We start from the raw sequence: 26,404 nt of genomic DNA, 5'->3' as shown, positions 1-26,404 counted from the left end.
ATATTTTGTAGCCTATACGGAGTCACTTGTCCACAGGAGAGGGTGGATATTTGCCTTTTTCTGCCGGCGTCCAACAGCGATAAGGATGTACAATCAGTGCCGAATTGTAGTAGCGTTTCTCCCCCGTCACCTCGCGTTCCACCCACGCGGGCAGCGTGACCTCCGCCGTCTCCGACGGCAGTTCCACCTCCGCAACGACAAGCCCCGCGTTCGCTCCGTGGAAAACATCGACCTCCCAGCGGCGCCCTGCGGCATCCATGACATAGCGCGTCTTCTCCACGAGCGGCGGGTCACAGAGCGCGAGCATCGCCCGCGCATCCTCGGGGGGAATCTCATACTCATACTCGGCACGCGACGCGCCGTGCGTCACCCCCTTGACCGTCAGATAGCCGCGCGCGCCCGCCATGCGCACGCGCACCGTCCGCTGCGGATCGCGCGAGAGATAGCCCTGTGCGATCTCCGTCCCTGCGCTCTGTGGGCAGAAGTCCGCCCGCACGGTAAATTTGCGCTCAATCTCAACGCCCATATTTTCCCTCCAATCCGACGACAGGCTTCTTTCTCCCGCAGCAGAACATGCCGCGCAGCCTCATCGGATGCGCTCCCATCTGCCTGTTCCGAACGATACGTCAGCGGCACACAGCAAATAATTTCCATGCCCTCTCATGAAGTATCCCTTGCATATTCGACGCGTTTGCTATATATTATGGAATACTGAGTTGGTTTGCACTCCGCGTGATTTCTACAGTATAATCTACACGCACGCGAAGCGCAACCGTACGGCGCGGAATACATGCGCCGCACCATGAAACAGGGGAGGAAAGGACCGATTCTGCATTGACCACACTACCACCGAAGAGGCGTTCTGCAAAGAAAAAAGTCTGGCCCTACGTCGTGCTCGGCACCATTCTCATCTTCGTCCTCGCAGCACTTGCGGGCGTTTTCTTTGCCCAGAGCAGCCTGCTCGACCGTGCCAAGGACGAACAGAAGGATGAGCTGCTTACTGCCAAGGACAAGGCAACCATCATGATTATGGGCGTCGACGAGCGCACGGACGATGTCGGACGCAGCGATACCCTCATGGTCGCAACCATCGACCCGCACAAAAATGAGGCGGCACTCCTCTCCATCCCGCGTGACACACGTGTCGCCATCCCGAAGAACGGCTACGACAAAATCAACGCCGCGTACGCCTACGGCGGCGAAAAACTCACTCAGCGCACCGTCGAAGACTTCCTCGGCATCCGCATCGATCACTACGTCATCATCAATACGCATGCCTTTCAGAAAATCATCGACGCCATCGGCGGCATCGACATTGACGTCGAAAAACGCATGTACTACGAGGATCCGTGGGACGACGACGGAGGACTCGTCATCGACCTGCGCCCGGGACGTCAGCACATGGACGGCAAGACCGCCGTCACCTACGTCCGCTACCGTGACGAGGAGGGCGACATCGGCCGCGTCAAACGCCAGCAGAAATTCATGCGTGCCTGCGTTGATGCGGTCACCACCCCGGCCATTCTCCCGCGCCTTCCGGGGATCATCAGCAGCGTCATCGACAGTGTCAAGACCGACCTCAGCGTCCGCCAGATGCTTGAGTTTATCGGCACGCTGAAACAGGCACAGGCAAACGGACTGCGCACCGACATGGTGCCGGGGCGTCCGCTCTACATCGAGGGCATCAGCTACTGGATCCCCGACATGGAGCAGCTGCGGCGCAACATCGTAAACGCCCTCGGAATCAGCCTGAACGCCAACGAGCGCAGCCGCATGGAGCGCGCCATCCGCGAGTACGAGAACTCCATCCCCGCCGGCGCCACCGAGGTGCCTGAGGGGGACAACAGCATCGGCCGCCGCGTCAGCGGAGACGAGGCACTCGACACGCGGAGCCGCAAGCGCTCCTCCTCCGATGACAGCAGCAAGACCGAGCGCAAATCCACTGAGCGAAAGAACAGCGACAAGGGGAGCAAATCCCAGAGCACCGACACATCCCCACCGAAAAAATCGACCGACTCCGACAGCGGGAACAGCGGCCGCCACGCGAGCACACGCCAGAGCAGCAATGCGGACAGCGGGGGCGGCGACACAGCGGCACCACAGCGCAGCGGCGGCAGCCCCGGCAAGGAAAACTGATCGAATCACACAGACATAACGCACTCCCGTCTCCCCCATGAAGAAGGGGAACCGTGAAAACGGCAGCAGGGAGGGCCACATAGAGGGAACCCCCAAGAGAAAGGACAATCGACCATGGGAAGCAAATTTGATGCAGAATCACTCGACCTTCATAAGAACCACCACGGCAAGCTCGGCATCACGCCGACTGTCCCGCTGAAGACGCGCGACGACCTCAGCCGCGCCTACACGCCCGGCGTCGCCGCACCGTGCCTCGCGATCAAGGCGGATCCCGAGAAGATCTACGACTACACGAGCAAGGGCAACATGGTCGCCGTCGTCACGAACGGCACCGCCGTCCTCGGCCTCGGCAATATCGGCGCGGGCGCAGGACTCCCCGTCATGGAGGGCAAGGCGATCCTCTTTAAGGGCTTTGCGGGCGTCGACTCCGTCCCCGTCTGCGTGAACAGCGAAAAGGTCGAGGACGTCGTCAAGGTCTGCCAGCTCATCGCACCGACCTACGGCGGCATCAACCTCGAGGACATCAAGGCACCGCAGTGCTTTGACATCGAGAACGAGCTCAAAAAGACCCTCGACATCCCCGTTTTCCACGACGACCAGCATGGCACGGCGATCGTCGTCGTCTCCGCCCTCCTCAACGCATACAAGTACCTCGGGCGTGACCTCAAGACGGCAAACATCGTCATCAACGGCGCAGGTGCGGCAGGACAGGCGATTGCCCGCCTCCTCTTTGCCTACGGCATCAAGACCGTCGTCCTCTGCGACACGACGGGCGCGATCTACGAGGGACGCGAAAAGAACATGAACCCGTACAAGGAGAGCATCGCCAAAGTCTCCAACCATCAGAAGGAGCAGGGCACCCTCGCCGAGGTCATCAAGGGCAAAGACATCTTCATCGGCGTCTCCGCGCCCGGCAGCCTCACGCCCGAGATGATCAAGAGCATGAGCAAGGACCCCGTCGTCATGGCGATGGCGAACCCCGTCCCCGAGATTCTGCCCGACGAGGCAAAGGCGGCAGGCGCACGCATCGTCTGCACGGGACGCTCCGACTTCCCGAACCAGGTCAACAACCTGCTCGCCTTCCCGGGCATCTTCCGCGGCGCGCTGGACGTACGCGCAAAGGAAATCAACGAGGAGATGAAAATTGCCGCCGCCGGCGCGATTGCCTCCCTCATCCACGAGTCCGAGCTGAACGAGACCAACATCATCGCGAGCCCGCTCGACCCGCGCGTCGCACCGACCGTCGCTGCTGCTGTCGCTGAGGCGGCACTCAACACGGGCGTCGCACGCCGCACTGACATCACCCCGTCCGCCGTCGCCGCCCACACGCGCGAACTGCTCGGGCACACCGTCAGCTGAGTAATATAGAAAACGAAAGGGACTGCTGCACGAAGCTGCAAACTTCGTACAGCAGTCCCTTATTTAGGAAACACTGATAAATTCAGCCCATCATCTTGGCACATCTTTTCCGCCCTGTCTGTGTCGACAAATCCTCCACATAGCCTCTGCTATGCGTCCGGTTTGTCTCCTTGACAGGACAAAAAATCTGCACCAATCCAAGGGACTTCATTTTATCAGCGATTCCTTTATTTCCGATAATCTCTCACGTGCGCCTTCGCCGCCTTCAGCCGCACCTCAAAATACTGCGCCAGCCGCTCCTCCAGGAGTGCGGCATCCTTCTCCCCCGACGAGTGCCCCGGGTTCGCCTGCAGCGTCTGCGCCCAGTCCTCTCCCGCCCGCAGATAGAACGTCATGATCGGCACCGCGCGCGCCTGCTCCTCCGTGCCCTCCGGCAAACAGCAGAATGTTATCCTGCGCCCATGTGCCTCCGTGAGGAGTGTATCGTCGCCCTGCGGGCGATAGAGCGCGTGCAGTGCACGGCACAGATCCACAGCATCCGCTCCGCGTGCCTCATGGAGAAAGATAAAATCGCCCCGATCAAAAAGCGGCTCTCCCTCGTGCATCACATGATTCCCGCGCAGCGCTGCCGCCTCCTCGGGGGACGCCGCCGTGAGATGAACGTCAGCCGCGGCAGCATTCACTGCGGGATAGAGATGGGCGAAATAGCCTTCCGCATACGCCGCAGCGGCATCCGTATCGCGGTAAAGGAAGGGATAGGGGAACTGTGCACGCCGAATCTCCGCCGCAGCGGTAAAGCGGATCCCGTTCCCCGCATCATAGAGCGCATAACGATTCCTCTGAAAGGGCTTTTCCCGCAGCGTCTGCACTCCCTCCGGCACGACCTGCGCCCCATAGGCATGAAATTTTCCATTCACCATCGCGGCGACCTCATCCGCCGTATAGGGATCGCTGTTTTCCGTGACGAAAAAATCGCAGCCCGACAGCACGGAGCAGAACAGAGCGAGCACCGAAAGACAGAAACGACGCTTCATATCACACCTCTCACGTACCGTCCGCCGTACGCACAAATCTCGCCCAGATCGATCGATATGCGTCCTCCACATCATGCACATAGCCTGCGGCATCCGTCAGCGGTGCGTGCCGCAGCATCGTGCGCAGATTCATCCGCAGAGCACGCAGGGTGGCAGGATCGGAGGCAAGCCCCGCCGCGATCCGCACATAGTCCGCCGGCGTCTGCGCGACGAGCTCGGGGAGATGTGCATTCGTGAGGAGGCTCGCACCGAACCGTGCGCCGTGGCTCGCCCCTGCGAGCGTCACCACGGGTACGCCCATCGAGAGCGCCTCACAGGTCGTAATGCCGCCCGTATAGGGAAACGGATCGAGTGCGATATCCACATCCCCGTACTCTGCCAGATAACCGCGGCTGAACCCGCGCATCTCAACACGCGCGGCGGGAATTCCACAGCGCGCGAGACGCTCCGCGACTATCGTGCGACCCTCCGCATGATCAAAGATCTTGCCCTTGACCAGGAGACGCGCCCCCGGCACCGCATCCAGCACCTGCCGCCAGAGGCAAAGCACCTCATCCGTCACCTTATTGAAATTATTAAATGAACCGAACGTCACGCATCCTCTCTGCTCCATCGGCGGCGGCATGACAGGGGGCAGATCATCGGGCAGCGTACAGCAGAAATGACTGTGCGGCAGGCGGAGGATCTCCTCCGTCATCGCATCATCTCCCGCCCCCGGCGGATCGACATACACATCCGAGAGCACATAGTCCACCGCAGAGAGCCCCGTCGTGTTAAAGTAGCCGATCCCCGTCACCTGCACGGGTGCGGGGCGGAACGCGAGAACGGGCAGCGCATTCCCCTGCGTATGCCCCGCGAGATCGACGAGAATATCCACCTCGTCACGGCGGATGAGCGCCGCCGCCTCTGCCGCAGAGCAGCCGCGGATATTATGCCACACATCCACAGCGGCACGGAACGTCTCGGAGAGCGCATCCTCTGCGCAGCGCGCGTAGCAATGGACGGCAAATTGGGTGCGGTCATACTGCGTGAGGAGCGGACGCACGAGCCGCCCGACGGGATGCACACAGAGATCGGGCGAGATATAGCCGATGCGGATGCGCGCATGCCCGCGCACGGCGTCCGCCACCCCCGCCCGCGGCAGGACATCGGCAAAGAGCGCATCATAGACGCGCGCAAGCCCTGCATAGGCGGGGCGCAGATGGGTCGGAAGATAGTTCACAGCAAAGAGCGCGTTGCTGTACTCCACCGCCCGCTGTGCGCGCTCCGTCTCCAGCTGTGCGGACGCGAGAAACGCCGCGACCGCCTCCTGTGCCTCCCCCGCCTCCGTCAGTGCCGAACCGAGGAGACTGTACGCACTCGCAAGAAACACCGCATCGTGCGCACGGCGCTCCTCCTCCTCTGCCATGCGCCGTTTCAGCATATCGATCAGCGCGCGCAGATGTGCGATCTCCGTCGCGAGCCTCCCCTCCGCGCGGTCGATATAGACCTCCTGCCGCGCCGCGCCCGCATGATCGGGACACACGGCGCGAATGCGTGCGACCTCCGCCCGCGCCGCCTCGTACGCCCCCGTCTGCGTCAGCGCGGCGGCGAGAATATAGCGCATCTCCGCATCCTCGGGCAGAACCGTCAGCAGCTCCTGCGCGACCTCCGCCGCACGCGCATACTCCCTCTTTTCATAGAGATCATTGGCACGCAGGAGAATCTCCTGCCGCAGTGCCTGCACATCGTCCATACCATCCCGCCTTTCGCAATATAACCTCTATTCGACGGGAAGAAGAAGAATCCCTTTTCTCCCCTCTCTCAGCAAAGAGCCCCCGACTTTTGACAAAATATCGTGAGACGATGCTGTGCGCGGCTCCTAAGCGAACACCTCATTGCGCAATACGGTGTTACCCCACGCCCCCAAACATAGACTTTTCCCCGCGAAAATGCTATACTTAGTATGTATTTTTATGAAACGAACACGGAGAGGTGACATTTTGGATCTGGACTTTGGACAGGGGCGCATCGTCCCCGTCAACCTCGAACACGAGATGAAGAACTCGTACATCGACTATGCAATGAGCGTCATCGTCGCGCGCGCGCTTCCTGACGTACGCGACGGCCTGAAGCCCGTGCACCGCCGCATCCTCTACGCGATGCAGGGCTCGGGCATGACGAGCAGCAAGCCGTACAAGAAATCGGCGCGCATCGTCGGTGAAGTTCTCGGTAAATACCACCCGCACGGCGACAGCTCCGTCTACGATGCCATCGTCCGCATGGCACAGGACTTCTCCATGCGTTACATGCTCGCGGACGGCCACGGCAACTTCGGCTCCGTCGACGGTGACTCCGCCGCCGCCATGCGCTACACCGAGGTGCGCATGTCGAAGATCGCCGAACTCATGCTGCGCGACATCGACAAGGAAACCGTTGACTTTACGGACAACTACGACGGCTCGGAGAAAGAGCCGACCGTCCTCCCGGCAAAATTCCCGCAGCTCCTCGTCAACGGCACGGCGGGCATCGCTGTCGGCATGGCGACCAACATCCCTCCGCACAACATGGTCGAGGTCATCAACGGTACCCTCATGCTCATCGACAACCCCGATGCCACCATCGACGAGCTCATGGGTGTCATCAAGGGACCCGACTTCCCGACGGCGGGGCTCATCCTCGGCACCGAGGAAATCCGCAAGGCATATACCACAGGACGCGGCGTCATCAAGATGCGCGCACGCGCCCACATCGAAACGATGAGCAATGGAAAACCGCGCATCATCGTCACCGAGCTGCCGTATCAGGTCAACAAGGCACGCCTCATCGAGAAGATCGCCGAGCTCGTCCGCGACAAGCAGATCGACGGCATCACCGACCTGCGTGACGAATCCGACCGCAGCGGCATGCGCATCGTCATCGAACTGCGCCGCGACAGCGCACCGAACGTCATCCTCAACCAGCTCTACAAACACACACAGCTGCAGGACAGCTTCGGCGTCATCATGCTCGCCCTCGTCGACGGCCAGCCGGTCATCATGAACCTCAAGCATGTCCTTGAGCACTACATCGACCATCAGGAAATGGTCATCACGCGGCGCACCCGCTATGAACTGGCAAAGGCAGAGGCACGTGCCCATATCCTCGAAGGACTGACAATAGCACTCGACCATCTGGACGCTGTCATTACAACGATACGCGAGAGCCGCACGGCAGACATCGCACGCACGGCACTCATGGACGGCTTCAAGCTCACCGAGAAACAGGCGCAGGCCATCCTTGACCTGCGTCTCCAGCGCCTCACCGGCCTCGAGCGCGAAAAGATCGAGGAGGAGTACCAAGAGGTGCTGAAGCTGATCGAGGAGCTCAAGGGCATCCTCGCCGACCGCATGAAGGTGCTTGCCATCATCAAAAACGAGCTCATCGAAGTACGTGACAAATACGGCGACAAACGCCGCACAGAAATCACCTTTGATGCGAGTGAGATGGACATCAAAGACCTCATCGCCGAGGAGGACGTCGTCGTCACCCTCACCCTGAACAACTACATCAAGCGCATCCCGCTCGATACCTACCGCCGCCAGCGGCGCGGCGGCGTCGGCGTGCGCGGCATGGGGACCAAGGAAACCGACATCGTCAGCGACCTCCTCATCACCACCACGCATCACGATATCCTCTTCTTTACGAACCGCGGGCGTGCCTTCGTGCTGAAATCCTATGAAATCCCCGAAAGCGGACGGCAGGCGAAGGGCACGGCGATCATCAACCTCCTCGCCGTCGAGAATGACGAGCGCATCACCGCCGTCATCCAGGTCAAGGAATTCCGCGCCGACCGCTACCTCTTCCTCGGAACGAAGCACGGCGTCGTCAAGAAAACGCCGCTCTCCGAATTCGGCAGCATCCGCAGGAACGGCCTCAAGGCCGTCAACCTCGACGAAGACGACGAGCTCATCGGCGTCAAGTTCACCGACGGCGAGAACCGCATCATGCTCGGCACGCGCGGCGGCAAGGCGATCACCTTCCCCGAGGAAGGCGTACGCTCCATGGGGCGCGTTGCGCGCGGCGTGCGCGGCATCACCCTCGCCGACGGCGATGAGGTTGTTGCCATGGACGTCCTGCGCAGCGACTCCGAGGTGCTCACCGTCACCGAGGGCGGCTACGGCAAGCGCACTACCGCCTCCGAGTACCGCACCCAGACGCGCGGCGGCAAGGGACTCATCAACATGAAGGTCACTGAAAAGACCGGCCCCGTCGTCGGCATCCGCGTCGTGCGCGAGAACCAGGAACTCATGCTCATCACCACCGAGGGAATCGTCATCCGCACCAGCGTCGACGAGATCTCCCTCATCAGCCGCAACACCCAGGGCGTCAAACTCATGACCATCGCCGAAAGCGACCGCGTCGCCTCCATGGCAACCATGAACCGCATCGTCGACAGCGCAGGTGAGTGAGCGGACTCCATGCAGATCACATCATAGTATAGGGCATCACGGGAAAAGGAGTTGATTTCATGTCCGTTGCCATCCATCTCAAAACACACGAAGCAAAACTCTTTAAAAAACACGCTGCACGCCGCGGCATGACCCTCTCCGACTTTGCTGCAGCATCGATGCGCGAGCGCATAGAGGATGAACTCGATCGTCAGACCTATGAGGAAGCCATGGCGGACTTCCGTGCAAACCCCGTCACCTATACACTGGAAGACGTCGAAAAAGAATTAGGCCTTTCATGAGCTATCACGTTGTTTTCAGTGCACAGGCAAAAAAATCTATAAAAAAACTTGATCGCCATGTCTATACGACGATCATCGCTTGGATTCGCAGAAACCTCGAAGGATGCAGCAATCCACGGATTCATGGAAAACCACTGACTGTCAATCGAAGCGGATAGTGGCGCTACCGTGTGAACGACTACCGCATCATTGCCGATATTCAGGACGATAAGGTCATTATCCTTGTCCTTGCCGTTGCACATCGCCGCGAAGTCTACGACTAAAAAGCACTCCGTTTCTCACCGCGAGAAACGGAGTGCTTTTTCATTCAAACAAATGCATGACGATGGTCACCGATATGTCCTTAAATACTCCTCCCAGACCTCCGCCGGCACGAGCCGCCCGCCCGTCGCCCATGCGATATGCGCCGCACGATGGAGACGTTCCTCCGTCAGACCGTGCGCCGCACAGTAGTCACGCGCCGCAGGGCAGCGCAGAAGCCCCACAGGGCCCGCGAACGCCGCACAGCTCGACGGCTCGATGCGGATCCCCTCGCTCGCATCGAGATCGCGCAGATAGTCATAGAGATGTGCCTCGGAGACGGTAAAGACTCCTGCCATGTGATTTGTCATGATGCGCGTCACGAGACTCGACGGACTGGCACAGGCAAGCCCGTCCGCATCCGTCTTTCCCGTGATGCCGAAATCGTGAACATTGGCACGCTCAAATCGCTGCGTCGCGACCCCGAGGAGAACCGAGGGACACTGTGCCGGCTCCACGAAAAAACAGTGCACATCATCATGATAGAGACGCCGCAGGCCATAGGATACACCGCCCGGCGCTCCGCCGACCCCGGCGGGGATATAGACGATCAGCGGATGCTCACGGTCCACCGTGATCTCCTGTGCCCTCAGCTGCGCCGCAAGACGCTCTGCCGCGACAGCATAGCCGAGGAAGAGATCGACGGACTTCTCATCATCGACAAAGTGACTCATGGGATCCGCATCCGAGGCACGCCGTCCCTCCGCCACCGCACGCGAGTAGTCATCCGCATACTCGATCACCTCCACGCCGTGCGCGCGCAGGAGATCCTTCTTCCACTGCTTCGCGTCGGCCGACATGTGAACGCGCACATGGAACCCGATCGCCGCACTCATGATGCCGATGGACATGCCGAGATTGCCTGTCGAGCCGACCTGCATGGTATAGCGCGCAAAGAAGTCACGCAGATCGGCGATCTTCGCATAGTCATCATCATGCGCCAGCAGACCCGCATCCATCGCCAGCCGCTCCGCATGCTTCAGCACCTCATAGATCCCGCCGCGCGCCTTCACCGAGCCCGCAATCGCGAGATGGCTGTCCATCTTCAGCAAAAGACGCCCCGGGATCTGTGCCCCGTATCCATCGGAAAGCCGTTTCTGCATCGCAGGGACGGCGCGGAGCGGCGACTCGATGAGACCATCCGTCTCCTCCGTCTCCGGAAAGGCACGGCGGACCAAGGGCGCAAACCGACGGAGCCGCGCCGCCGCATCCGCAATATCGTCATCCGAGACGACGAGCTGCGACAATCCGTCCACCACATCAAAGGGCAAGAGACGCGGATTGATCCATACCGTCTCCTCTGCACTGCGGACAGCAGCAAGTCCATGATCCCCTGCGATAAAAGCATCTGTATTCATATCATTCTCCTATGATAAATGAAAGGCTTATCTTATGGTGATTATATCATGAACGAATGACCGCGAAAAGAAATAACAATAGCCTTTTACCCGTATTTGCCTAAACGATGGATTGGCAGCGGCGTCATGATCGGTGCGGGTTCCGCCGCGGCAAAGGATACGCAGGGGAGGGGCTTTTCTATGCTCCGATGGACCGTTTCTACTCTTTCGTCTCCCGCACGGCCGCCGTTGTTCGGATGCGCTTTTCCATGGCACTTGGCGGAAGGATCTTCAGCACCTCGGTGTAGACAAGATCAACGAGGAAGAACTGCGCCGTCTTGGAGGCGATGGAGCCCGTCTCAAGAGGGGTTTCCGCCGCGATGTAGGTAAGACTCACATCGGAGGCGCTGCGCAGCCGCGAGGGATGATGCTCCGTCAGGGAGATGACCCGCAGGCCGCGTGCGCGGGCGATATCGACCGTTGCAAGGATGTCCGCCGTCTCACCCGAGTGCGAAATGGCGACAATAACATCGCCCGGCTCCATGATGGCGGCGATCATCCGCATCGTGTGATTATCGCGCGGCGCGATGCAGTTCATGCCAATGCGCAGAAACTTGAAACAGGAGTCCTGCGCAATGATCCCCGAATAGCCCAGTCCGATGAACGCGATCCGCTGTGCGCCGATGAGAAGACGGGCACAGCGGTCAATCGTTTCATCCGCGATGATGTCCTGCGTCTTTTCGAGGGCGATCACGTTCGCGGAGAGCAGCTTGCGCGCCGTCTCACGCGGTGTCTCCCCATTTTGGATATTCCCGCGGTCGAGATAGCGTCCCAGCTCTGCTCCCTCCGCGGCAAGTGCCGCCTTGAAATCACTGAGTCCCGCAAAGCCCATCTTCCGCACGAAGCGCGTGCAGGTTGCCTCTGCCGTGCCGCTCGCATGGGCGATCTCACGGATGGTCATGCGCGGGATTTCCGTGAGATGAGCACGGATGCAGGCGATAATCTTGCGGTCGCCCTTCGAGACGCGAAACGGCAGATCATCAAGCCGGCTGAGTATCTTCATTGGATCACCTCATGCAATTCTTGCCTTTCATCATAGCAGATTTTTTTGAAAAAGAAAACGCCGTCCACGCAGAGCGGCGTTTTTCCTGTAGACCCTCATATTATTCATGCGTGCGTTCTTCGGAACTTTCGTGCCGCGCCGTGATCGCGCCGTTCGTTTCGGTAACGATGATCCTCTTTTCCTCCGATTTCAGTGTGTCGGGGTGATCCGTGCGGTAGTGTGCGCCCCTGCTTTCCCGTCGCAGCAGAGCTGCTGTCAGAACTGCCGTCGCCGTCCGCAGCTGGGCGGACAGGCGGAGGGCTGCGGCGGCATCCGCTGCAGCTGTCGCGGGGGCATTACGCTCCATTTCCTCCCGTGCGTCCGTGCAGAAGCGGATTGCCCGCGTCAGCCCCTCCGCGCTGCGTGCGATCATGGCGTTCTCTGTCATTACGCTGTGGAGACGGCTGCGTATGGCGTGTGCATCGGGAATGCTGTGCGCGTGCAGGAGGAGCTCATCGTCCGCAGCCATTGTGCCGCGCGCCTCTGTGGCGGCGGATTTGCCCGCGATCTCTCCGAATACAAGCCCGTTTGCACTGGACAGCCCGCCGATCCGATCCGCCCCGTGCATCCCGCCGGTCACTTCGCCGCAGGCATAAAGGCCGGGGACATCCGTTGCGGCATCGCTGTCGATCACGATGCCGCCGTTCGCTGCATGGGCGTACATCCCAATTCGCACGGGATCGTTCGGGGTCAGCCCCTTTTTCTCGTGCAGCCAGTCGAAATAGGTCGCGATAAACTCGGGCGGATTTTGCTTCATCTCGTCCGAATAGCTCACATACGCCCCGCCGCTTTTCTCCGCGCGCGCAATGGCGAAGTCGACCGCGCGATCCGCGCCCGCAGCGGTAAACGGCCCGTGCGTGGATCGCTGCGCCAGCAGTGCGGCGCGGTTCGGCAGATGCGCCAAGATGTCGTTTCCGTCCGCGTCGCGGAAGGTGGCAAAACGAAAGGTCTTTTCATTGAATACGGTCTTTGGCGCAGGGGAGAGGAAGCCGGGCATCATCTGCATGAACTCCATGTTGATGAGCCGCGCCCCTGCCCGCAGTGCCAAGGCGTGCCCCGTCCCTGTGACATCGGCGGTCGTGAGGCAGTTCTGAAACAGCCCGCTGTAGCCGCCCGTGGCGAGGACGACCGCCTTGCTGCGAATGGCGAGGAGGCGGTTCTTCGCCGCGAACACTGCGCCGCACACGCGTCCGCTGCGCTGAACGAGTTCCAATGCCTCATGATGGGGGCAGCGCCGCACCCCGTATTCCGACAGCTCCTTTTGGAAGACGGCACGCATACGGGCGGCTTCCAGACCATTCCAATTTCGCCGCTTGTGGTCAAAACAGGGGATAAACTCTTTTTCATCGGATTTTTCTGCGGTCCGTAGCCGGATGCCGCATGCTTTCAGCGCGTTGATCGAGGGATTGATCTTGTGTACGAAGGTTTTGACGAGCGCGGGTGTCGTCATCCCCGCTCCGACCCGCGCAATGCTTGCGGCAAGGTCGTCCTCGTCCGCCGCGTCCACAGGACCGATCAGCCCCAGTCCCCATGTCCCCGGGAAAAAGCTGGAGCCGGAAAAGATCTCCGTACTGCTCGTGAGCACGACGGCGCAGCCCTCTTTTGCCGCCGCAATCGCCGCACAGATCCCGGCGATGCCCGCGCCGATCACCAGCACGTCACAGTGGTCTTGGGATGAAACAATCATGTGGTCTTTCTCCTCATCAGGACAGGTGCTCGGTCAGAGGGACGACACGCCTCCGCGGTTCGGCGTATTTTTCCTCGCCTTGCAGGGTGCTTAGATTCGATACGGCCCAGTTGTAGATCTCGTGGTTAAAGCCGCCGACGACCAGCATCTCATCCGCATTGAGCCGCACAGAACGCACACCGAGAAGCGAGACGGGCGTGCCGTCCACGTTCGGCCCCTTGATCTCTGTCCATGCGCGTGTCTTCGGATCGTAGGCATAGCCGTCCGTGTACGCTACGTTCGCGCCGCCGCTGAATACATAGAGCCGCCCGCCGAGGAACTCCGCAACGGACTGCTCGCGTGGCTCGCCGGGGAAGTCGGGGAGAGATGACAGCATCCCTGTCTTGACATCGTAGGTGTAGAACTTCTTGCTGAGTGTGCCGTCCTGCTTGCCGCCGCCGAGGTACACTGTGCCCTTGTCATAGGCGGCGACACCGTTCTGCAGGGCAAAGGGCAGCGCGGGCCGCGTCTCTGTGCGGAGCTTGCCGTTCGGCGCAGTGAACCGTGTCACGGCACGCGCCCCCGTCTCGTCCGTACTGCCGCCGAAGTAGAGCACGCCGTCCGGTGTCGTCACAGATACGCCGTAGCCGACGGGGTACGGCATCTGCGCGTGATCCGTCTCGGTGAGCCCTGCTGTCGTAGCACGCAGGACGTAGACGTCGGGATAGGTCACCTTTGCCCTGCCCGTGAGCGGCCCGCCCGCGGGGAAGTTCGCGCCGCCGCCGACGATGATGCAGTCGCCGAACGTCCCTTGTACGAGACCCGCAACGCCGATGTTCTCCGCGTATCCTGCGGCGGGGGAGAGTGTGCCGACCGACTGCCACGCGATCGGAGGTGTGCCGACTTCGGCGGGTGCGGCCGCAGCCGTAAGCGGTGCAAGTGCAATGAGTGCCGCGATCGCAGTGCGATGCCATGAGAGTTTCATATTGTTTTCTCCTTTGTGTGCCGGTCGTCTGCCCCCGAAAGTGCCCCCGAAAGAAGCTTGATTGTTCCCGCTTTTTGAGGGCATGTTATATAGGAAGCACTGATTGGATCTATACTCCCTGTTCCTGAAGGAAGTGGTAGAGCGCCCCGAGCATGCCCGCATCATTTCCCGTTGCAGCAAAGGAGAGCTCTGTCGCCGCATAGACGGGCGGAGAAAGCCGTGTACGGAGGGCATCCTCCACGCGCGGGCGCAGCACGGCCTCCTGCGCCATGATGCCGCCGCCGAGCACGATGCGCTCCGGATTCACAACGCAGACAACGTTCGTGACGGCATCCGCAAGGGATTCGATGAGCAGTGCCACCTCCTCCTGCGCCGCAGGATCCCCTTTGGCAAGAAAGTCAAACACGTCATGTCCGTCAAGGCTGCCGTCAGGAAGCCCCTTTGCGCGGCAGACGGCTGAGACGAGCCCCGCTGCCGAGCAGCGCTCATGGAGTCTTCCGCCCGGAACGCGCATATAGGCGATCTCCCCCGCACTCCCTGCGGCACCGTGCACAACGCGCCCGTCCATGACGAGACAGCCGCCGATGCTCGTGCCGACGGTCATGGCAAAGAATGAGGACGCGCCGCGTCCTGCCCCCTTCCACAGCTCGCCGAGCGCGGCGCAGTTGACGTCGTTCTCGACAGCGGCAGGGAGGTCAAAGTTCTCGCGCATGACGGCTTTCCAGTTGACCCCCTGATACCGTGGGATCGATGCCTCAAGGGCATAGAGAATCGACCCTGCGGCAGGATCGACCATGCCCGCCGTGGAGATCGCGACGCCGCGCAGTGCGTGCTTCTCCTGTGCCGTCCGGACGAGTGCGTTGACCTTGCGCACGATGCCGGGGCCGCCGTGTTCCTGTGCCTCGGTGGGCATGGAACCATGCGCAGCAAATGTCCCCGCCGCATCGGTCACGCCGTATTTGATCGCCGTACCGCCGATATCAATACAGAGATACACGGTCTCTCCCTCCCATGATCATACACGAACCTTAAAGATGCCCTTTTTCAGCGGCGCCGGTGCATCCACTTTCACCCCCGAACGATGCACATCCTCGGGGAAGCAGACAAGGAAATCCCCGGGGCGCATGACGGTGGTCTGCGTGACGGCGCCGTCTGCCGGCACATAGTCCTTGTCCGCCTCGTAGGGATGTGTCTCCATCCGCTCGATCAGGCTGACATCGATCTTCTCCGTGCCCTCGGCGAGAACGTGGATGTCGATGTAGGCACGATGCGCCTCCCAGATCTTTTCGCTGCGCTCCCCCGTCGTATAGTGCGCAATGTTGACATAGACATCGTCGCCCGCGATCTCGCAGCGCCCTGTGGGGAGCGCACCGAGGTCATGCGTCCGTGCAAAGTCAAGTGCCTGCCGAATGCGCGGCGGGAGGAAGGAATAGGTATCTTCATGATGGATGCTGCCGTAGATCATAAAACTCTCCTTTGACAAATGCCCGACGCAGCTGCGCCGGGCGTAATGAATAGCAACGAATTATTTATGTACGTGACACACTGCCGCATCCTCCTGCCCATCGCAGCGGGACGCGCCGCGCGTATCATAGACCGTCGTACCCGCAGGTGCCGTATAGCCGGGTGCTGTGAGGCGGCTGACGATCGTACCGACCCCAAGCGTGAGAGCGATGGTGATGAGGGTATACGACCAGAACGAAACGGAGGGGACGAAGTACTTCAGGTAGATGACCACTGCCGTCGATACGAGGAAGCCTGCGACAGCACCTGCCGCATTGGCATGGCGGCTGAATGCACCGAGAACGAAGACGCCTGCGAGTGCACCGAGTGCAAGCCCGATGAAGCTGTTGAACCACTGATACGCCGAGCGGATGTCGCTGCCTGCCATGATGATGGCAACTACGATGGAGAGGATACCGATGCCGAGCGAGATGAACTGCGCGATGCGCGTCTGCTTTTTCATCGGCATCTCAGGATGAAGCACGGACTGGATATCGAGCACCCAGCTTGTCGCCACGGAGTTGATGCCCGTGGAGAGCGTGGACTGCGCGGCGGCAAAGAGCGCGGCCAGCAGGATGCCCGTCAGACCCGTGGGCAGCTCGTATGTGATGTACGCCGCCAGCACGAGATCGCGCCGGTCGGTCATGAGAAGGCCGGGGTTCTGCTGATAGAACACGAAGAGTGCGGTACCGACGAGGAAGAACACCGTCGCAGCAAAGATGGAAATGACTCCATTGCCGAGTGTCATCTTGCGCAGCTGGTTCATGTCGGTCGTCGTGGTGAACCGCTGGACGATGTCCTGACTGGATACATAGGATGCGAACGTGACGAGACCGCCGCCGATAAAGGTAATAAAGACGCTGCTTGATACGATATCGGGGCTGAACCAGACCTCGTTTTCGAGTAGGAACTTATGCCCTGTGGTGAGTGTATCCCAGACCGTTCCCCAGCCGCCGTGGATGCTGCCGATCATGACGACGAGCGAGAGGGCGATGCCGACAATCAAAACCGTTCCTTGGATAAAGTCGGTGTAGAGCACCGCCTTGAGTCCGCCGGAGTAGGAATAAATGATGGCGATGACCCCCATGACGACGATCAGCAGGTTGACATCGATCCCCGTAACTTCCGCGAGTGCAACGGACGGCAGATACATGATGATGGACATGCGTCCGAGCTGAAAGACGATGAACATGAGCGCGCCGAGGATACGGAGTTTGCCGCTCTCAAAACGCTTCTGGAGGTAGTGATACGCCGTATCGATCTCCAGACGGCTGTAGATCGGCAGGAAGTAGCGGATCGTCAGCGGGATGGCGAACAGCATACCGAGCTGCGCCCACCAGAAGATCCACGAGCCGTGATACGAGTTGCCCGGGATGGCAAGGAAGGAAATCGGGCTGAGCAGCGTCGCGAAGATGGAGACACAGGTAACGTACCAGGGGATGGTGCCGTCGCCCTTGAAGAACTCCTTGCCCTTCATTTCCTTTTTTGAATAGTAGAGACCTGCCAGGAGGACGCCGAGCAGGTAGATGATGAGGACTGCCGTATCAATCCAGGTAAATCCCTCATGCATGAAAATCTCCTCCTATTGTGATGTGAATGGGGGAAGCAGCGCGCCCCTCCCCCGACGTGCGGGGAAGGCTTTGGATGCGGCTGCACACGATACCAATCTTCTCAGAAATACTTCTTGTAGATCTCCTTGGCGCGTGCACGCATCTCCGGCGTGTACGGCTTCATCGGCTCACGGCAGCAGCCTGCCTCGATGCCCTGCTCCGCGAGAAGCAGCTTGATCGTTCCGTAGAGACCGTTATCGAGGATATCCGTGATGAGATCGTTCGTAATGTGCTGTACCTCGAGTGCTTCGCTGATCTTGTTTGCACGGGTGAGCTCATAGATCTGACGGGCGCGCGCCGCGTTGACATTGTAGGTCGAGCCGATTGCACCGTCGATGCCGAGTACCGTCGCGGGGAGGAGCATCTCATCGAATCCGGCAAAGATGAGCTTGTCCGGGAACGCCTTGCGCATGCGCTCCAGGAGGTAGAAGTCGCCCTGCGTGAACTTGACGCCGACGATCTTCTTGTTCGCGAACAGTTTTTCAAACTGCGGAATGCTGATGTTGACTCCTGTGAGGAACGGGATGAAGTAGATGATCATGCGGTTGTCCACATCTGAGATGATGCTCTCGTAGTAGTGGCGTACCTCATCAAAGCTGAACTTGTAGTAGAACGGCGTGACTGCGCTGAGCGCATCATAGCCGAGATCCGTCGCGAACTTCGCAAGCTCGATGGACTCCTTGAGGTTGATCGAACCAACCTGCGCGATGAGGGTGACATCGTCCTTTGCCTCGTCCTTCGCGATCTCAAAGATGCGCTTTTTCTCCTCCGTCGAGAGCATGAAGTTCTCGCCCGTACTGCCGCCGACATAGAGCCCGTCCATCTTGTTGTGGTCGATGTTGTGGCGGATGATCTGGCGCAGTCCCTTCTCGTTGATCGTGCCGTCCTCGTGGAACGAGCAGAGCAGTGCGGAATAAAGTCCCTTAAGATCTCTCATAATAATTTCTCCTTTTGGATGAAATAGAAAGAATAGCCTCACCGCGCAGTATCACTTGCGGGATACTGCGCATCTCTATTTATGCAATCGCCTCGGTAAAGCGCCGTGCAATCAGCTGGGGACGTGTAATGGCGGAGCCGACGATCGCGCCGAAGACGCCCGTCTGCATCGCCTCCACCAGTTCCTCCGGCGTATTGATGCGCCCCTCCGCAAAGACAGGCACGGGCGCATCCTTTGCAAGGCGGCGCATCAGCGCGAAGTCCGGCCCCGCGATCTGCGGGCTGTACGGCGTATAGCCCGACATCGTGGTCGAGACGGCATCCGCGCCGAGCTCCGCTGCCTTCATGCCCTCCTCATAGGTCGAAATATCGGCGAGCACGAGGCGATGCGCCGCATGGATGCGTGCAATGAGATCACGCACATCCGTCCCCTGCGGGCGCTCACGATTCGTCATATCGAGGGCGATCATCTCGCAGCCCGTCCCGATCAATGCCTCCGCCTCGCGCATGGTCGCCGTGATATAGATCTCCGAGTCCGCATAGGTCTGCTTGATAAGACCGATCACGGGCAGCTGGGTGACGGCACGGATCTCATCGATGTCCGCCACACTCTGTGCGCGAATGCCGACGGCGCCGCCCTCCTTTGCCGCACGTGCCATGCGCCCCATGATGAACGGACTGCAGAGCGGTTCGTCCGCGAGTGCCTGACAGGAAATAATGAGCTTTCCCTTGACCTTGTCAAAGAAATTCATTGAAATAGCCTCCAATTTATTTGAATTTATTTCTATTTTTAGTAATTGTTATATATTTATTCTTCAAAAACAATCCTGCCCGCCAATCACTGTGCGGTGTATCCGGAACTGCTCATCGAAGATCGCAATATCGGCGTATTTTCCGACCGTGAGCGAGCCGAGACGATCATAGACACCGAGCTCCTCGGCCGGGGTGCGCGTCGCCGTCTCCACGACAGCGGGGATGGATGCGCCCGTGTTCTCACGAAAAATCGAAAGTCCGTGATTCAGGCAGAGCACACTGCCCGCGATGGTGCCGTCTGCGAGTGTCGCAAGCGTCCCCTTGACGAATACCTTCTGCCCGCCGAGTTCCGAGACGCCGTCGCCGAGCCCGCAGGCACGCAGGGAGTCCGTGATGGGGATGATGTGCGCACCGCGCTTCGCCGCGTAGATGATGCGCTGCATGGCAGGGTGGACGTGGACGTTATCGACGATCAGCTCACAGTTCGCATCGCTGTCGAGCGCCGCGCCGAGAACGCCGGGACAGCGGTGATTCAGCCCCGTCATGGCGTTGCAGAGATGCGTTATGTGTGCCGCACCATCCGTGATTGCTGCGCGTGCGGTCTCATAGTCCGCCGCCGTATGGCCAAGCGAGACGATGATGCCGTGCGTGCGGCACTGCGCAATAAAGTCCTCCTCTGTCAGCATCTCGGGCGCGATCGTGATGATCTTGATGACATCCGCATAGGGCGCGATCTTCGCGAATGCGGGCGGCAGAATGTACTGTTCGTCCTGTGCTCCCTTCTTCGCGGGACTGATGAAGGGGCCCTCCATGTGTGCACCGAGGACGCGCGCCCCCGTGCCATCGGCGTTCATCGCGCGGCGGATACGCACAAGTGCGCGCTCTACGGCATCAAAGGCACAAGTCATCGTGGTCGGCAGGAGGGAGGTGACACCCGTCCGCGCCTGAAATGCGGCGATGCGGCGGAGGGCATCTGCGTCCTCATCCATTGTATCCGCGCCGTCACATCCGTGAATGTGGACGTTCAGAAATCCGGGAGCAACATACGCACCTGCCGCATCAATCACCATTTCGGCATCTGCCGCATGAAACTCTGCCGCCGGCAGGATGTTCGTGATGCGTTCATCATAGCAGAGGACAAGACCCTCCTGCGCGGTAAAATGTCCGTCCGCGTTCGGCAGGATGAGAACGCCGTTTTGGATGGCTCTCATTTCGTATCACTCGATTCCCGCAGCAGCGCGCCCGCCTCACGGTCAACGATGAGTGTGACCTGCGGATGCAGCTGGAGGATGGAGGCGGGAACGCGCGGTGTAATCGTTCCGCATACCGCATCGCGCACCGCCTCTGCCTTCTCTGCGCCGCTTGCCATAAGGACGATATGGCGTGCATGAAAGATCGTGCCGATGCCCATGCTCATCGCCTCACGCGGCACCTCATCAGGAGAGGAGAAGAAGCGTGAATTTGCCTCGATGGTGCTCTTCTTGAGCACCACCTTGTGCGTCGTCCGTGCGAACGCCTCGCCCGGCTCATTGAAGCCGATGTGCGCGTTGCGCCCGATCCCGAGGAGCTGCATATCGATGCCGCCCGCCGCCGCAATCGCCGCCTCGTAGCGCGCCGCCTCGGCGTCTGCATCCTTTGCCATGCCGTTTGGGAAGAAGATGTGATCCTTCCTTATATTCACATGGTCAAAGAGATTTTCGTGCATAAAGCGGTGATAGCTCTGCGGATCGTCCTCAGGCAGGCCGACATACTCGTCCAGGTTGAACGACGTTGCCTCGGAGAAATCCAGCCCCACGGCCTCATGCAGCCAAACCAGATTCTGATAGAGCTCGACCGGCGTGCTGCCTGTGGCAAGCCCCAAAACCGAGTCCGGTTTGACCCAGAGCTGCCCCGCAAGGATCTTTGCCGCCTCCTTGCTCATATTCTGATAGGTGTCGGTATAAATAATACGCAACGCAATTCTCCTTTCGATAAAACTCGTCTGAAATCTACTACAATATAACATAATCTTAGACAAAATTCAATTATTTTTCATAAAATAATTGAATTTTATTTTTTCTCAGCGATAAAAGAAAATATATTTCGTTTTTAAAAAAAGAATTGCAATCGGCCATGCTGAGTTGATCCGTACTTCCCTAAGATGGTCGTGCCGAATTTATCCGTGCTTCCTTAACAAAAACGGCAATAAAAGAAGGACGATCGTGCGAGGGCTGCATCCTCATACCATCGTCCTTCTTTTATCTCCTTTCCGCCGCTTGGCAATCCCTCGGCGAAAAGATACATATTCAGGGAAATACAGATAGATTCACCGCACAACGGCGACGCTTCCGTCCTTCCCGATCACACGGAGTATGTCGGAATAGACCTCGATGAACGCGTAGGCGCCGTGCATCGCGAGGGCACGGGCGCGCTCCATGCCGTCCGGCAATGGCTCTCCCTTCTGATAGTGCTCGATGATCCCGCCCGACATGCTGAACGTATGCACCTCATATGTACCGCCGAGACAGCATTTTGCGACGATACCGATGGGGAGTATGCTGATCTCGCCCGGCGCCTGGAACTCTGCGGCGACGGCGGCGCGGATTGCCTCGCACGCGGCGGCATTCATCACATGTCCGCCCGCATCCAGCTGATGAATCGCATCCATATATGCCTTGGAGCGCTGCTTTTTCAGCAGATGATATATCTCGGTCTTCTGTTCTTCGGTCATCTCCTTTGCTTTCGGTGCTGACATGAGGCTGAGCGGATTCGTATGGGTCTCCGTTGCGGAGGAACGATGCAGCATGGGGCGCGGCATGACAAAACTCCTTATCTATTATACCAACACACGGCGTGTGCGCTTCTCGGCAGAGGGCGGCAGATCTGCTGCACCGATGGGACGTCCGCTCGCTGGGACGGCGCGTTCGCGGCCCCAGTCGCGGATGGCGGCGATCTTCTCCGGTGCCGTGGCAGAGAGCGGGACAACGTTGCCGAACGCCGCGCGCAGATTTTCCTCCGTCAGACGAAAGGCGGGATTCGCGATGACGCGATAGGCGAGATCACGCACGGTGGACTCAAGATCCGCCCCCGTAAAGCCGTCCGTCATGGCGACGAGCGTATCGGCAAACGCCCCCGCGAAATCCAGTCCGAGATACTTGCGCATATAGAGCTGCAGGATGTCATGACGCTCCTCCGCCGTCGGCAGATCGACGAAGAAAAGCTCATCGAAACGCCCGCGCCGCAGAAGCTCCGACGGCAGCATCGACACATCGTTCGCCGTCGCCACGACAAAGACCTGCTTGCGGCATTCCTGCAGCCAGAAAAGGAACTGCCCGACCATGCGCGTGGAGACGCCGCCGTCATTCGTACTGCCCGCCCCCGAAAGCCCCTTTTCGATCTCATCAATCCAGAGAATGCACGGCGCGACGTTCTCCGCCGTCGTGAGCGCATCCTTCAGCTGCTGCTCGGTCTGCCCGACGTAGCTGCCCTGCACTGTCGCAAAGTCGAGACGGTAGAGCGGCAGCTTCCACTGCGCCGCAATCGCCTTTGCGGAGAGCGATTTGCCGCAGCCCGGCACGCCGACGAGGAGGATGCCGCGCGGCGACTTGAGTCCCTTTTCCCGCAGGATACTGCGCTTTTCAGCGGTAAAGAGGAGACGCTTTTCCCCGAGCCACTCCGTCAGCCCCGCAAGGCCGCCGACATCGCACGCCCCCGCATCGACCGTGATCTTCTCCAGTCCCGAGATGTCGGAGAAAAGGCGATCCTTTGCCGTGCGCACCTCGTCCATATCCTCCTTGCGGATGGAACGCTTCGCCACGAGTGCCGCCATGACATTCTCCGCTTCAATCGCCGTGACGCCGCTGAGGATGGACGCCGCCTCGCGGATGTCCGCCGCGTCCCATTCCACCGCGATCTCACGCCGATAGTCGTCGATGTAGCCGCGCACGATCTGTTCCATCTCCTCCTCGTCCGGGAGGGGCAGGGACAGTGTCAGACCGAGCCGCTGCAGGCGGTTCCAGACGGCAGACGCCGTGAGGACAATGATCTGCCCGCCCGTCTCGTTCGCAAGCGTCACAAGGTCGAGCAGCTGACGCGCGTCGCTCGTGTCCGACGAAAGGTCGGGGATCTCCGTAAGAACGAGCGTGAGATTGGCGCGGTGTTTCATCTGTTCGCCCATAAAGTCGATTGCGCCATAGACGGATTTATCGTCGCACAGCACCTTTTCCGTCGTGAGGTCATAGACCCCCTTGGAGAGCGTATGGATGTAAAAGGGCTGGGCGATCTCCTCCGCTGTCTCCTTCAGCAGATGCAGTGCCCGCGCACGCTCCACGGTATGAAGCGCGATAAAGGGAATGCGCGCCGTCGCATAGCGCGCAAGGAGCTCTTTGCATTCATTTCGTGCGCTCATCAAAACCTCCGTATCATCATATCGGATTCTATTACAGACTGTGTCCTCCCCGCAAGCATTTCAGCGGAGCATATTCACGCGATGTCCGCGCACGATGCTCGCCATCCGCCCGCTGCGGTCACGCTGCGCCGAGTCCTCCAGACTCTCCTGCATACGGTCTGCCGCGTCCTGCACGAGCGCGATAAAACTCCCGCGCGTCTCCGCAGGGAGGGCGGGGATATCGACAACATCGCGGAGAAAGCGGAGCGTCCGCCGCAGAGAAAGCAGCGCACCGATCGTCGCGGATACATCCGACGCATGTCCCATCGCTCGGGAAAAATGATCCGACGCACGGTTGATGCGCACATTCACCGCATCGGAGAACCGCTGTGTAAACCGCTCGGCAACGCCGCTCTGCCATGCGAGTGAACCCGCACGCATCTCATGCAGCACGGCCTCATCCTCCATCCCCGCGGCAAGACGATCCAGTACCGTCACCCATGCCGCATACGTCATGGGCGGCGTATTCACTGCCGCCTCCTGCGCACCGGGGTAGACGGCGGCTCCAGGTTCCACGCGGGCAGTCCCGCCGCAAGCACCTCATCCTTTGCCCTGTCCGCCGCAGCAGAGGAAAGGCGTTTCATCTGCGCCGCCGCACCATGCGTGACTCCATCCTCTGCCTTGTCTGATGCCGCAGGTACAGCGGCGAAGGCATCCATCTCCGCATGCCTCGCGGCAAGCTGTTTCTGACGCACTTCCTCCGCAAATGACGGGAAAACATTTCTCTTGCTCATGATACCACCTCACACCCGCACACGGCGGCTGCCGTCCGCGCTTCCTATGAACTGCGCCGGGTTCAGTCCCTGCAGGAAGTCAATGACCTTCTCGCTCTCCGCATCGAGCCGCGCGATCTCCGTGCGGTAGTCCACGATCTCCGCGATCACCCCGCGGAGCATCTGCTTGCCCTCCTCCTCCTGTTTCTGATACTCCTCCGTAATGCTCGTATGGATGCTGTCCATGCGTTTCTTCGCCTTGATGTACGCGTTAAAGATCACCGCGCCGGCGGCGATGCCGAGCGCCGTCCAGTATACCTCCCCGCCGTAGAGACCGAGCAGCACGGGGAGGAGCCATATCCATCGAAAGAGTTTTTCCTGTGAGGACAGCTCATAGGGGCGCATGCGGATCATGCGCTTAAGATCGTTCCACGTGACAAATAACCGCAGCAGTTTTTCCTCATTGGATCCGTCTTCCGTCTCGTTATCAAATGCAAGAATCCTAAATTTGATGGTCTGCGGGATGGCGGCGCGATTCTCCGCGACAATATCGCGAAAGGCGGAAAGAATCGAATCACGCCCAAGGGCAAGCGCCATTTTCTGCAGCGCGGGGCTCGCCTGCATCTCCTGCGGGTGCATCGCCGCATCCGACAGGAGCTGCATGAAGTCGCGCCGCTCGTCAAAGGCCTTTACCTTCTCCGCTAAAATTCTGCGCGCACGATCCTCCCTGCCGCCCTCATGGATGACCAGCTTCTCAAGGATCGACTCCATGTGCAGCGGCTTTTCCGCCGCATCAAAGTCGGCGGCCAGACGCTCCAGGATGCTGTCCAGCTGCTGTTTCAGCGTGCGGGGCGGCGCCGTCTGCGCGACGATCTGCTGAAAATGTGTGCTGAGTTTCTCATAGAGACGCGCACACGAGAGCGTACGCTCCAGCGCCTCCGACACCGATCTGTCGGTGTGCACTCTCAGATAGGGAAAACTGCCCTCTGCGGGCGGATCCGGACACATTGCCTTCATCGCCTCATACCAGCGTTTTTCCTGTGCATCGGCAAAACTATATACCCTGCTGAACCGATCGATCCAGCCGTCGATCCGGCGGCGGATGAGCCCGTCTGCATCGCGTCCGAGGAGCCCCGACACGTAGGCATCGATGACGATGCCCGCCTTGCGGTCAAGCGCCCCCCCATCCAGTCCGGCAAAGTAGCGCTGCAGCCAGTGCAGGCTCGTCTCTTTCCGGCCGAAACGGCGGCAGACCAGTGCAAAAAAGAGTGACGTTCGCTCATCATCGCGGTGCAGTGCCTCCGCGCATGCGCGGTTTGCGACCTCCTCCTCGTCGCTGATCCACGCCGCGAGCGCAACGAGTGCCGGTGCCAGCCAATAGCCGGGCGCACGAAGCATGAGCTCCTCTGCCGCCGCACGCAGCGTATCCTGCCGCACGACCGCGAGATCATTTGCCTCCAGAATGCCGCGCGCCATGCGGCGGATCTCCGCATAGTGGCCGAATCGGTGCTCGATCTCCTGCCGCAGCTTCACCAGACGGATCTCCGCGAGCTGGATGCGGTTCGTCAGCTCCTGTTTTGCCGCATAGGTATGAAAATCCTGCGTCAGCGTCTCTACGTCCCCACGCAGATCATCGACACTTCGCCCGACGGCATGGATCTCCGACTGCGCCGCACCGACAAAGTCGCCGAGCGCATCCAGGCGATCCTCCAGATACGACAGATCCGGCTCGATGTAAATGGTATCGCTCATCTTCTCTCCCCATATTTTGTGTTATTATTTATAATTTATTTTATTTTATTATGTGTAATTTCATATTATAAGTTATTGTAT

The 26,404-nt window shown here is 59.8% G+C and carries 24 protein-coding genes and 1 pseudogene; 5 read left to right on the top strand and 20 right to left on the bottom strand.

Going from position 1 to position 26,404, the window contains the following annotated elements:
- Positions 1–22: 22 nt before the first annotated feature.
- Complete coding sequence (locus HMPREF0908_RS07095; RefSeq protein WP_006690797.1) at positions 23–526, bottom strand: CYTH domain-containing protein; 504 nt, start codon at positions 524–526, stop codon at positions 23–25.
- Positions 527–834: 308 nt separating this feature from the next.
- Here HMPREF0908_RS07095 and HMPREF0908_RS07090 point away from each other — a divergent pair, with 308 nt between their 5' ends.
- Positions 835–2,136: an LCP family protein gene (locus tag HMPREF0908_RS07090; RefSeq protein WP_040572574.1), complete on the top strand. Its 1,302-nt coding sequence runs from the start codon at positions 835–837 to the stop codon at positions 2,134–2,136.
- Between the two features lie 114 nt (positions 2,137–2,250).
- Positions 2,251–3,495 (top strand): NAD(P)-dependent malic enzyme, encoded by a 1,245-nt coding sequence (locus HMPREF0908_RS07085; RefSeq protein WP_006690795.1) that lies wholly within the window; start codon positions 2,251–2,253, stop codon positions 3,493–3,495.
- Positions 3,496–3,554: 59 nt separating this feature from the next.
- Here HMPREF0908_RS07085 and HMPREF0908_RS11300 read toward each other — a convergent pair.
- The 3 genes and pseudogenes from HMPREF0908_RS11300 to HMPREF0908_RS07075 all read right to left on the bottom strand — a co-directional run bounded on the left by HMPREF0908_RS11300 (position 3,555) and on the right by HMPREF0908_RS07075 (position 6,264).
- Positions 3,555–3,706, bottom strand: a pseudogene (locus tag HMPREF0908_RS11300) (secretion protein HlyD).
- Between the two features lie 16 nt (positions 3,707–3,722).
- On the bottom strand, positions 3,723–4,529 hold the full coding sequence (locus HMPREF0908_RS07080; RefSeq protein WP_006690793.1) for a hypothetical protein: 807 nt from the start codon (positions 4,527–4,529) through the stop codon (positions 3,723–3,725).
- Positions 4,530–4,539: 10 nt separating this feature from the next.
- A complete protein-coding gene (locus tag HMPREF0908_RS07075) occupies positions 4,540–6,264 on the bottom strand; it encodes an O-linked N-acetylglucosamine transferase, SPINDLY family protein (RefSeq protein ID WP_006690792.1) in 1,725 nt (574 codons plus the stop codon).
- A gap of 247 nt (positions 6,265–6,511) precedes the next feature.
- Here HMPREF0908_RS07075 and gyrA point away from each other — a divergent pair, with 247 nt between their 5' ends.
- From gyrA to HMPREF0908_RS11440, 3 genes are all read left to right on the top strand, one after another.
- Positions 6,512–8,959 carry a DNA gyrase subunit A gene (gene gyrA / locus HMPREF0908_RS07070; RefSeq protein ID WP_040572573.1) on the top strand — a complete coding sequence of 816 codons (2,448 nt, stop codon included), beginning with the start codon at positions 6,512–6,514 and terminating at the stop codon, positions 8,957–8,959.
- A 59-nt stretch (positions 8,960–9,018) separates the two neighbouring features.
- Positions 9,019–9,240: a type II toxin-antitoxin system RelB family antitoxin gene (relB, locus tag HMPREF0908_RS07065; protein ID WP_006690790.1), complete on the top strand. Its 222-nt coding sequence runs from the start codon at positions 9,019–9,021 to the stop codon at positions 9,238–9,240.
- Between the two features lie 170 nt (positions 9,241–9,410).
- Positions 9,411–9,503: a type II toxin-antitoxin system RelE family toxin gene (locus HMPREF0908_RS11440; RefSeq protein ID WP_156778215.1), complete on the top strand. Its 93-nt coding sequence runs from the start codon at positions 9,411–9,413 to the stop codon at positions 9,501–9,503.
- Between the two features lie 66 nt (positions 9,504–9,569).
- Here the strand turns inward: HMPREF0908_RS11440 and HMPREF0908_RS07055 are convergent, their stop codons facing one another.
- From HMPREF0908_RS07055 to HMPREF0908_RS06980, 16 genes are all read right to left on the bottom strand, one after another.
- Complete coding sequence (locus tag HMPREF0908_RS07055) at positions 9,570–10,898, bottom strand: D-serine ammonia-lyase (protein ID WP_006690788.1); 1,329 nt, start codon at positions 10,896–10,898, stop codon at positions 9,570–9,572.
- Between the two features lie 199 nt (positions 10,899–11,097).
- Positions 11,098–11,940 (bottom strand): MurR/RpiR family transcriptional regulator, encoded by an 843-nt coding sequence (locus HMPREF0908_RS07050; protein ID WP_006690787.1) that lies wholly within the window; start codon positions 11,938–11,940, stop codon positions 11,098–11,100.
- A 100-nt stretch (positions 11,941–12,040) separates the two neighbouring features.
- The gene (locus HMPREF0908_RS07045) at positions 12,041–13,666 is read right to left on the bottom strand and encodes an FAD-binding protein (protein WP_006690786.1); all 1,626 of its coding nucleotides are present in this window, start codon (positions 13,664–13,666) and stop codon (positions 12,041–12,043) included.
- A gap of 16 nt (positions 13,667–13,682) precedes the next feature.
- Positions 13,683–14,630 (bottom strand): cyclically-permuted mutarotase family protein, encoded by a 948-nt coding sequence (locus HMPREF0908_RS07040; RefSeq protein WP_006690785.1) that lies wholly within the window; start codon positions 14,628–14,630, stop codon positions 13,683–13,685.
- A 109-nt stretch (positions 14,631–14,739) separates the two neighbouring features.
- Complete coding sequence (locus tag HMPREF0908_RS07035) at positions 14,740–15,627, bottom strand: ROK family protein (RefSeq protein ID WP_006690784.1); 888 nt, start codon at positions 15,625–15,627, stop codon at positions 14,740–14,742.
- 18 nt (positions 15,628–15,645) lie between these two features.
- Positions 15,646–16,095 (bottom strand): NanQ anomerase/TabA/YiaL family protein, encoded by a 450-nt coding sequence (locus tag HMPREF0908_RS07030; protein WP_006690783.1) that lies wholly within the window; start codon positions 16,093–16,095, stop codon positions 15,646–15,648.
- Between the two features lie 60 nt (positions 16,096–16,155).
- A complete protein-coding gene (locus HMPREF0908_RS07025) occupies positions 16,156–17,703 on the bottom strand; it encodes a sodium:solute symporter family protein (RefSeq protein WP_006690782.1) in 1,548 nt (515 codons plus the stop codon).
- Positions 17,704–17,804: 101 nt separating this feature from the next.
- Positions 17,805–18,680: an N-acetylneuraminate lyase gene (locus HMPREF0908_RS07020; protein WP_006690781.1), complete on the bottom strand. Its 876-nt coding sequence runs from the start codon at positions 18,678–18,680 to the stop codon at positions 17,805–17,807.
- Positions 18,681–18,759: 79 nt separating this feature from the next.
- The gene (locus tag HMPREF0908_RS07015; protein ID WP_006690780.1) at positions 18,760–19,431 is read right to left on the bottom strand and encodes an N-acetylmannosamine-6-phosphate 2-epimerase; all 672 of its coding nucleotides are present in this window, start codon (positions 19,429–19,431) and stop codon (positions 18,760–18,762) included.
- A 63-nt stretch (positions 19,432–19,494) separates the two neighbouring features.
- Positions 19,495–20,643 (bottom strand): N-acetylglucosamine-6-phosphate deacetylase, encoded by a 1,149-nt coding sequence (gene nagA / locus HMPREF0908_RS07010; RefSeq protein ID WP_006690779.1) that lies wholly within the window; start codon positions 20,641–20,643, stop codon positions 19,495–19,497.
- Complete coding sequence (gene nagB / locus HMPREF0908_RS07005) at positions 20,640–21,386, bottom strand: glucosamine-6-phosphate deaminase (RefSeq protein WP_040572572.1); 747 nt, start codon at positions 21,384–21,386, stop codon at positions 20,640–20,642. Before nagB ends, nagA begins: the two co-directional genes overlap by 4 nt.
- Before the next feature lie 351 nt (positions 21,387–21,737).
- A complete protein-coding gene (locus HMPREF0908_RS07000) occupies positions 21,738–22,229 on the bottom strand; it encodes a hypothetical protein (RefSeq protein WP_040572571.1) in 492 nt (163 codons plus the stop codon).
- Positions 22,230–22,247: 18 nt separating this feature from the next.
- Positions 22,248–23,819, bottom strand: a complete 1,572-nt coding sequence (locus tag HMPREF0908_RS06995; RefSeq protein WP_006690775.1) for an AAA family ATPase — start codon at positions 23,817–23,819, stop codon at positions 22,248–22,250.
- A 60-nt stretch (positions 23,820–23,879) separates the two neighbouring features.
- On the bottom strand, positions 23,880–24,374 hold the full coding sequence (locus HMPREF0908_RS06990; RefSeq protein WP_245522930.1) for a hypothetical protein: 495 nt from the start codon (positions 24,372–24,374) through the stop codon (positions 23,880–23,882).
- Positions 24,326–24,592 carry a hypothetical protein gene (locus HMPREF0908_RS06985; protein WP_006690773.1) on the bottom strand — a complete coding sequence of 89 codons (267 nt, stop codon included), beginning with the start codon at positions 24,590–24,592 and terminating at the stop codon, positions 24,326–24,328. Before HMPREF0908_RS06985 ends, HMPREF0908_RS06990 begins: the two co-directional genes overlap by 49 nt.
- A gap of 9 nt (positions 24,593–24,601) precedes the next feature.
- Entirely contained in the window at positions 24,602–26,323 is a 1,722-nt protein-coding gene (locus HMPREF0908_RS06980) for a hypothetical protein (RefSeq protein ID WP_006690772.1), read from the bottom strand.
- Positions 26,324–26,404: the final 81 nt, after the last annotated feature.

This window comes from Centipeda flueggei ATCC 43531, assembly GCF_000160695.1.
Taxonomy (GTDB): domain Bacteria; phylum Bacillota; class Negativicutes; order Selenomonadales; family Selenomonadaceae; genus Centipeda; species Centipeda flueggei.
The sequence above is the reverse complement of the archived record's forward strand: the minus strand, read 5'-3'. Positions and strand labels throughout refer to the sequence as shown.

Coding starts and splice junctions, on each gene's coding strand:
- HMPREF0908_RS07015 (WP_006690780.1), bottom strand. CDS start 19,431: ATGAATTTCTTTGACAAGGTCAAGGGAAAGCTCATTATTTCCTGTCAG.
- HMPREF0908_RS06995 (WP_006690775.1), bottom strand. CDS start 23,819: ATGAGCGCACGAAATGAATGCAAAGAGCTCCTTGCGCGCTATGCGACG.
- HMPREF0908_RS07045 (WP_006690786.1), bottom strand. CDS start 13,666: ATGATTGTTTCATCCCAAGACCACTGTGACGTGCTGGTGATCGGCGCG.
- HMPREF0908_RS07030 (WP_006690783.1), bottom strand. CDS start 16,095: ATGATCTACGGCAGCATCCATCATGAAGATACCTATTCCTTCCTCCCG.
- HMPREF0908_RS07085 (WP_006690795.1), top strand. CDS start 2,251: ATGGGAAGCAAATTTGATGCAGAATCACTCGACCTTCATAAGAACCAC.
- HMPREF0908_RS07055 (WP_006690788.1), bottom strand. CDS start 10,898: ATGAATACAGATGCTTTTATCGCAGGGGATCATGGACTTGCTGCTGTC.
- HMPREF0908_RS07040 (WP_006690785.1), bottom strand. CDS start 14,630: ATGAAACTCTCATGGCATCGCACTGCGATCGCGGCACTCATTGCACTT.
- HMPREF0908_RS06980 (WP_006690772.1), bottom strand. CDS start 26,323: ATGAGCGATACCATTTACATCGAGCCGGATCTGTCGTATCTGGAGGAT.
- nagA (WP_006690779.1), bottom strand. CDS start 20,643: ATGAGAGCCATCCAAAACGGCGTTCTCATCCTGCCGAACGCGGACGGA.
- HMPREF0908_RS07050 (WP_006690787.1), bottom strand. CDS start 11,940: ATGAAGATACTCAGCCGGCTTGATGATCTGCCGTTTCGCGTCTCGAAG.
- HMPREF0908_RS07075 (WP_006690792.1), bottom strand. CDS start 6,264: ATGGACGATGTGCAGGCACTGCGGCAGGAGATTCTCCTGCGTGCCAAT.
- HMPREF0908_RS07095 (WP_006690797.1), bottom strand. CDS start 526: ATGGGCGTTGAGATTGAGCGCAAATTTACCGTGCGGGCGGACTTCTGC.
- relB (WP_006690790.1), top strand. CDS start 9,019: ATGTCCGTTGCCATCCATCTCAAAACACACGAAGCAAAACTCTTTAAA.
- HMPREF0908_RS07025 (WP_006690782.1), bottom strand. CDS start 17,703: ATGCATGAGGGATTTACCTGGATTGATACGGCAGTCCTCATCATCTAC.
- HMPREF0908_RS06985 (WP_006690773.1), bottom strand. CDS start 24,592: ATGAGCAAGAGAAATGTTTTCCCGTCATTTGCGGAGGAAGTGCGTCAG.
- HMPREF0908_RS07000 (WP_040572571.1), bottom strand. CDS start 22,229: ATGCCGCGCCCCATGCTGCATCGTTCCTCCGCAACGGAGACCCATACG.
- HMPREF0908_RS07080 (WP_006690793.1), bottom strand. CDS start 4,529: ATGAAGCGTCGTTTCTGTCTTTCGGTGCTCGCTCTGTTCTGCTCCGTG.
- HMPREF0908_RS07020 (WP_006690781.1), bottom strand. CDS start 18,680: ATGAGAGATCTTAAGGGACTTTATTCCGCACTGCTCTGCTCGTTCCAC.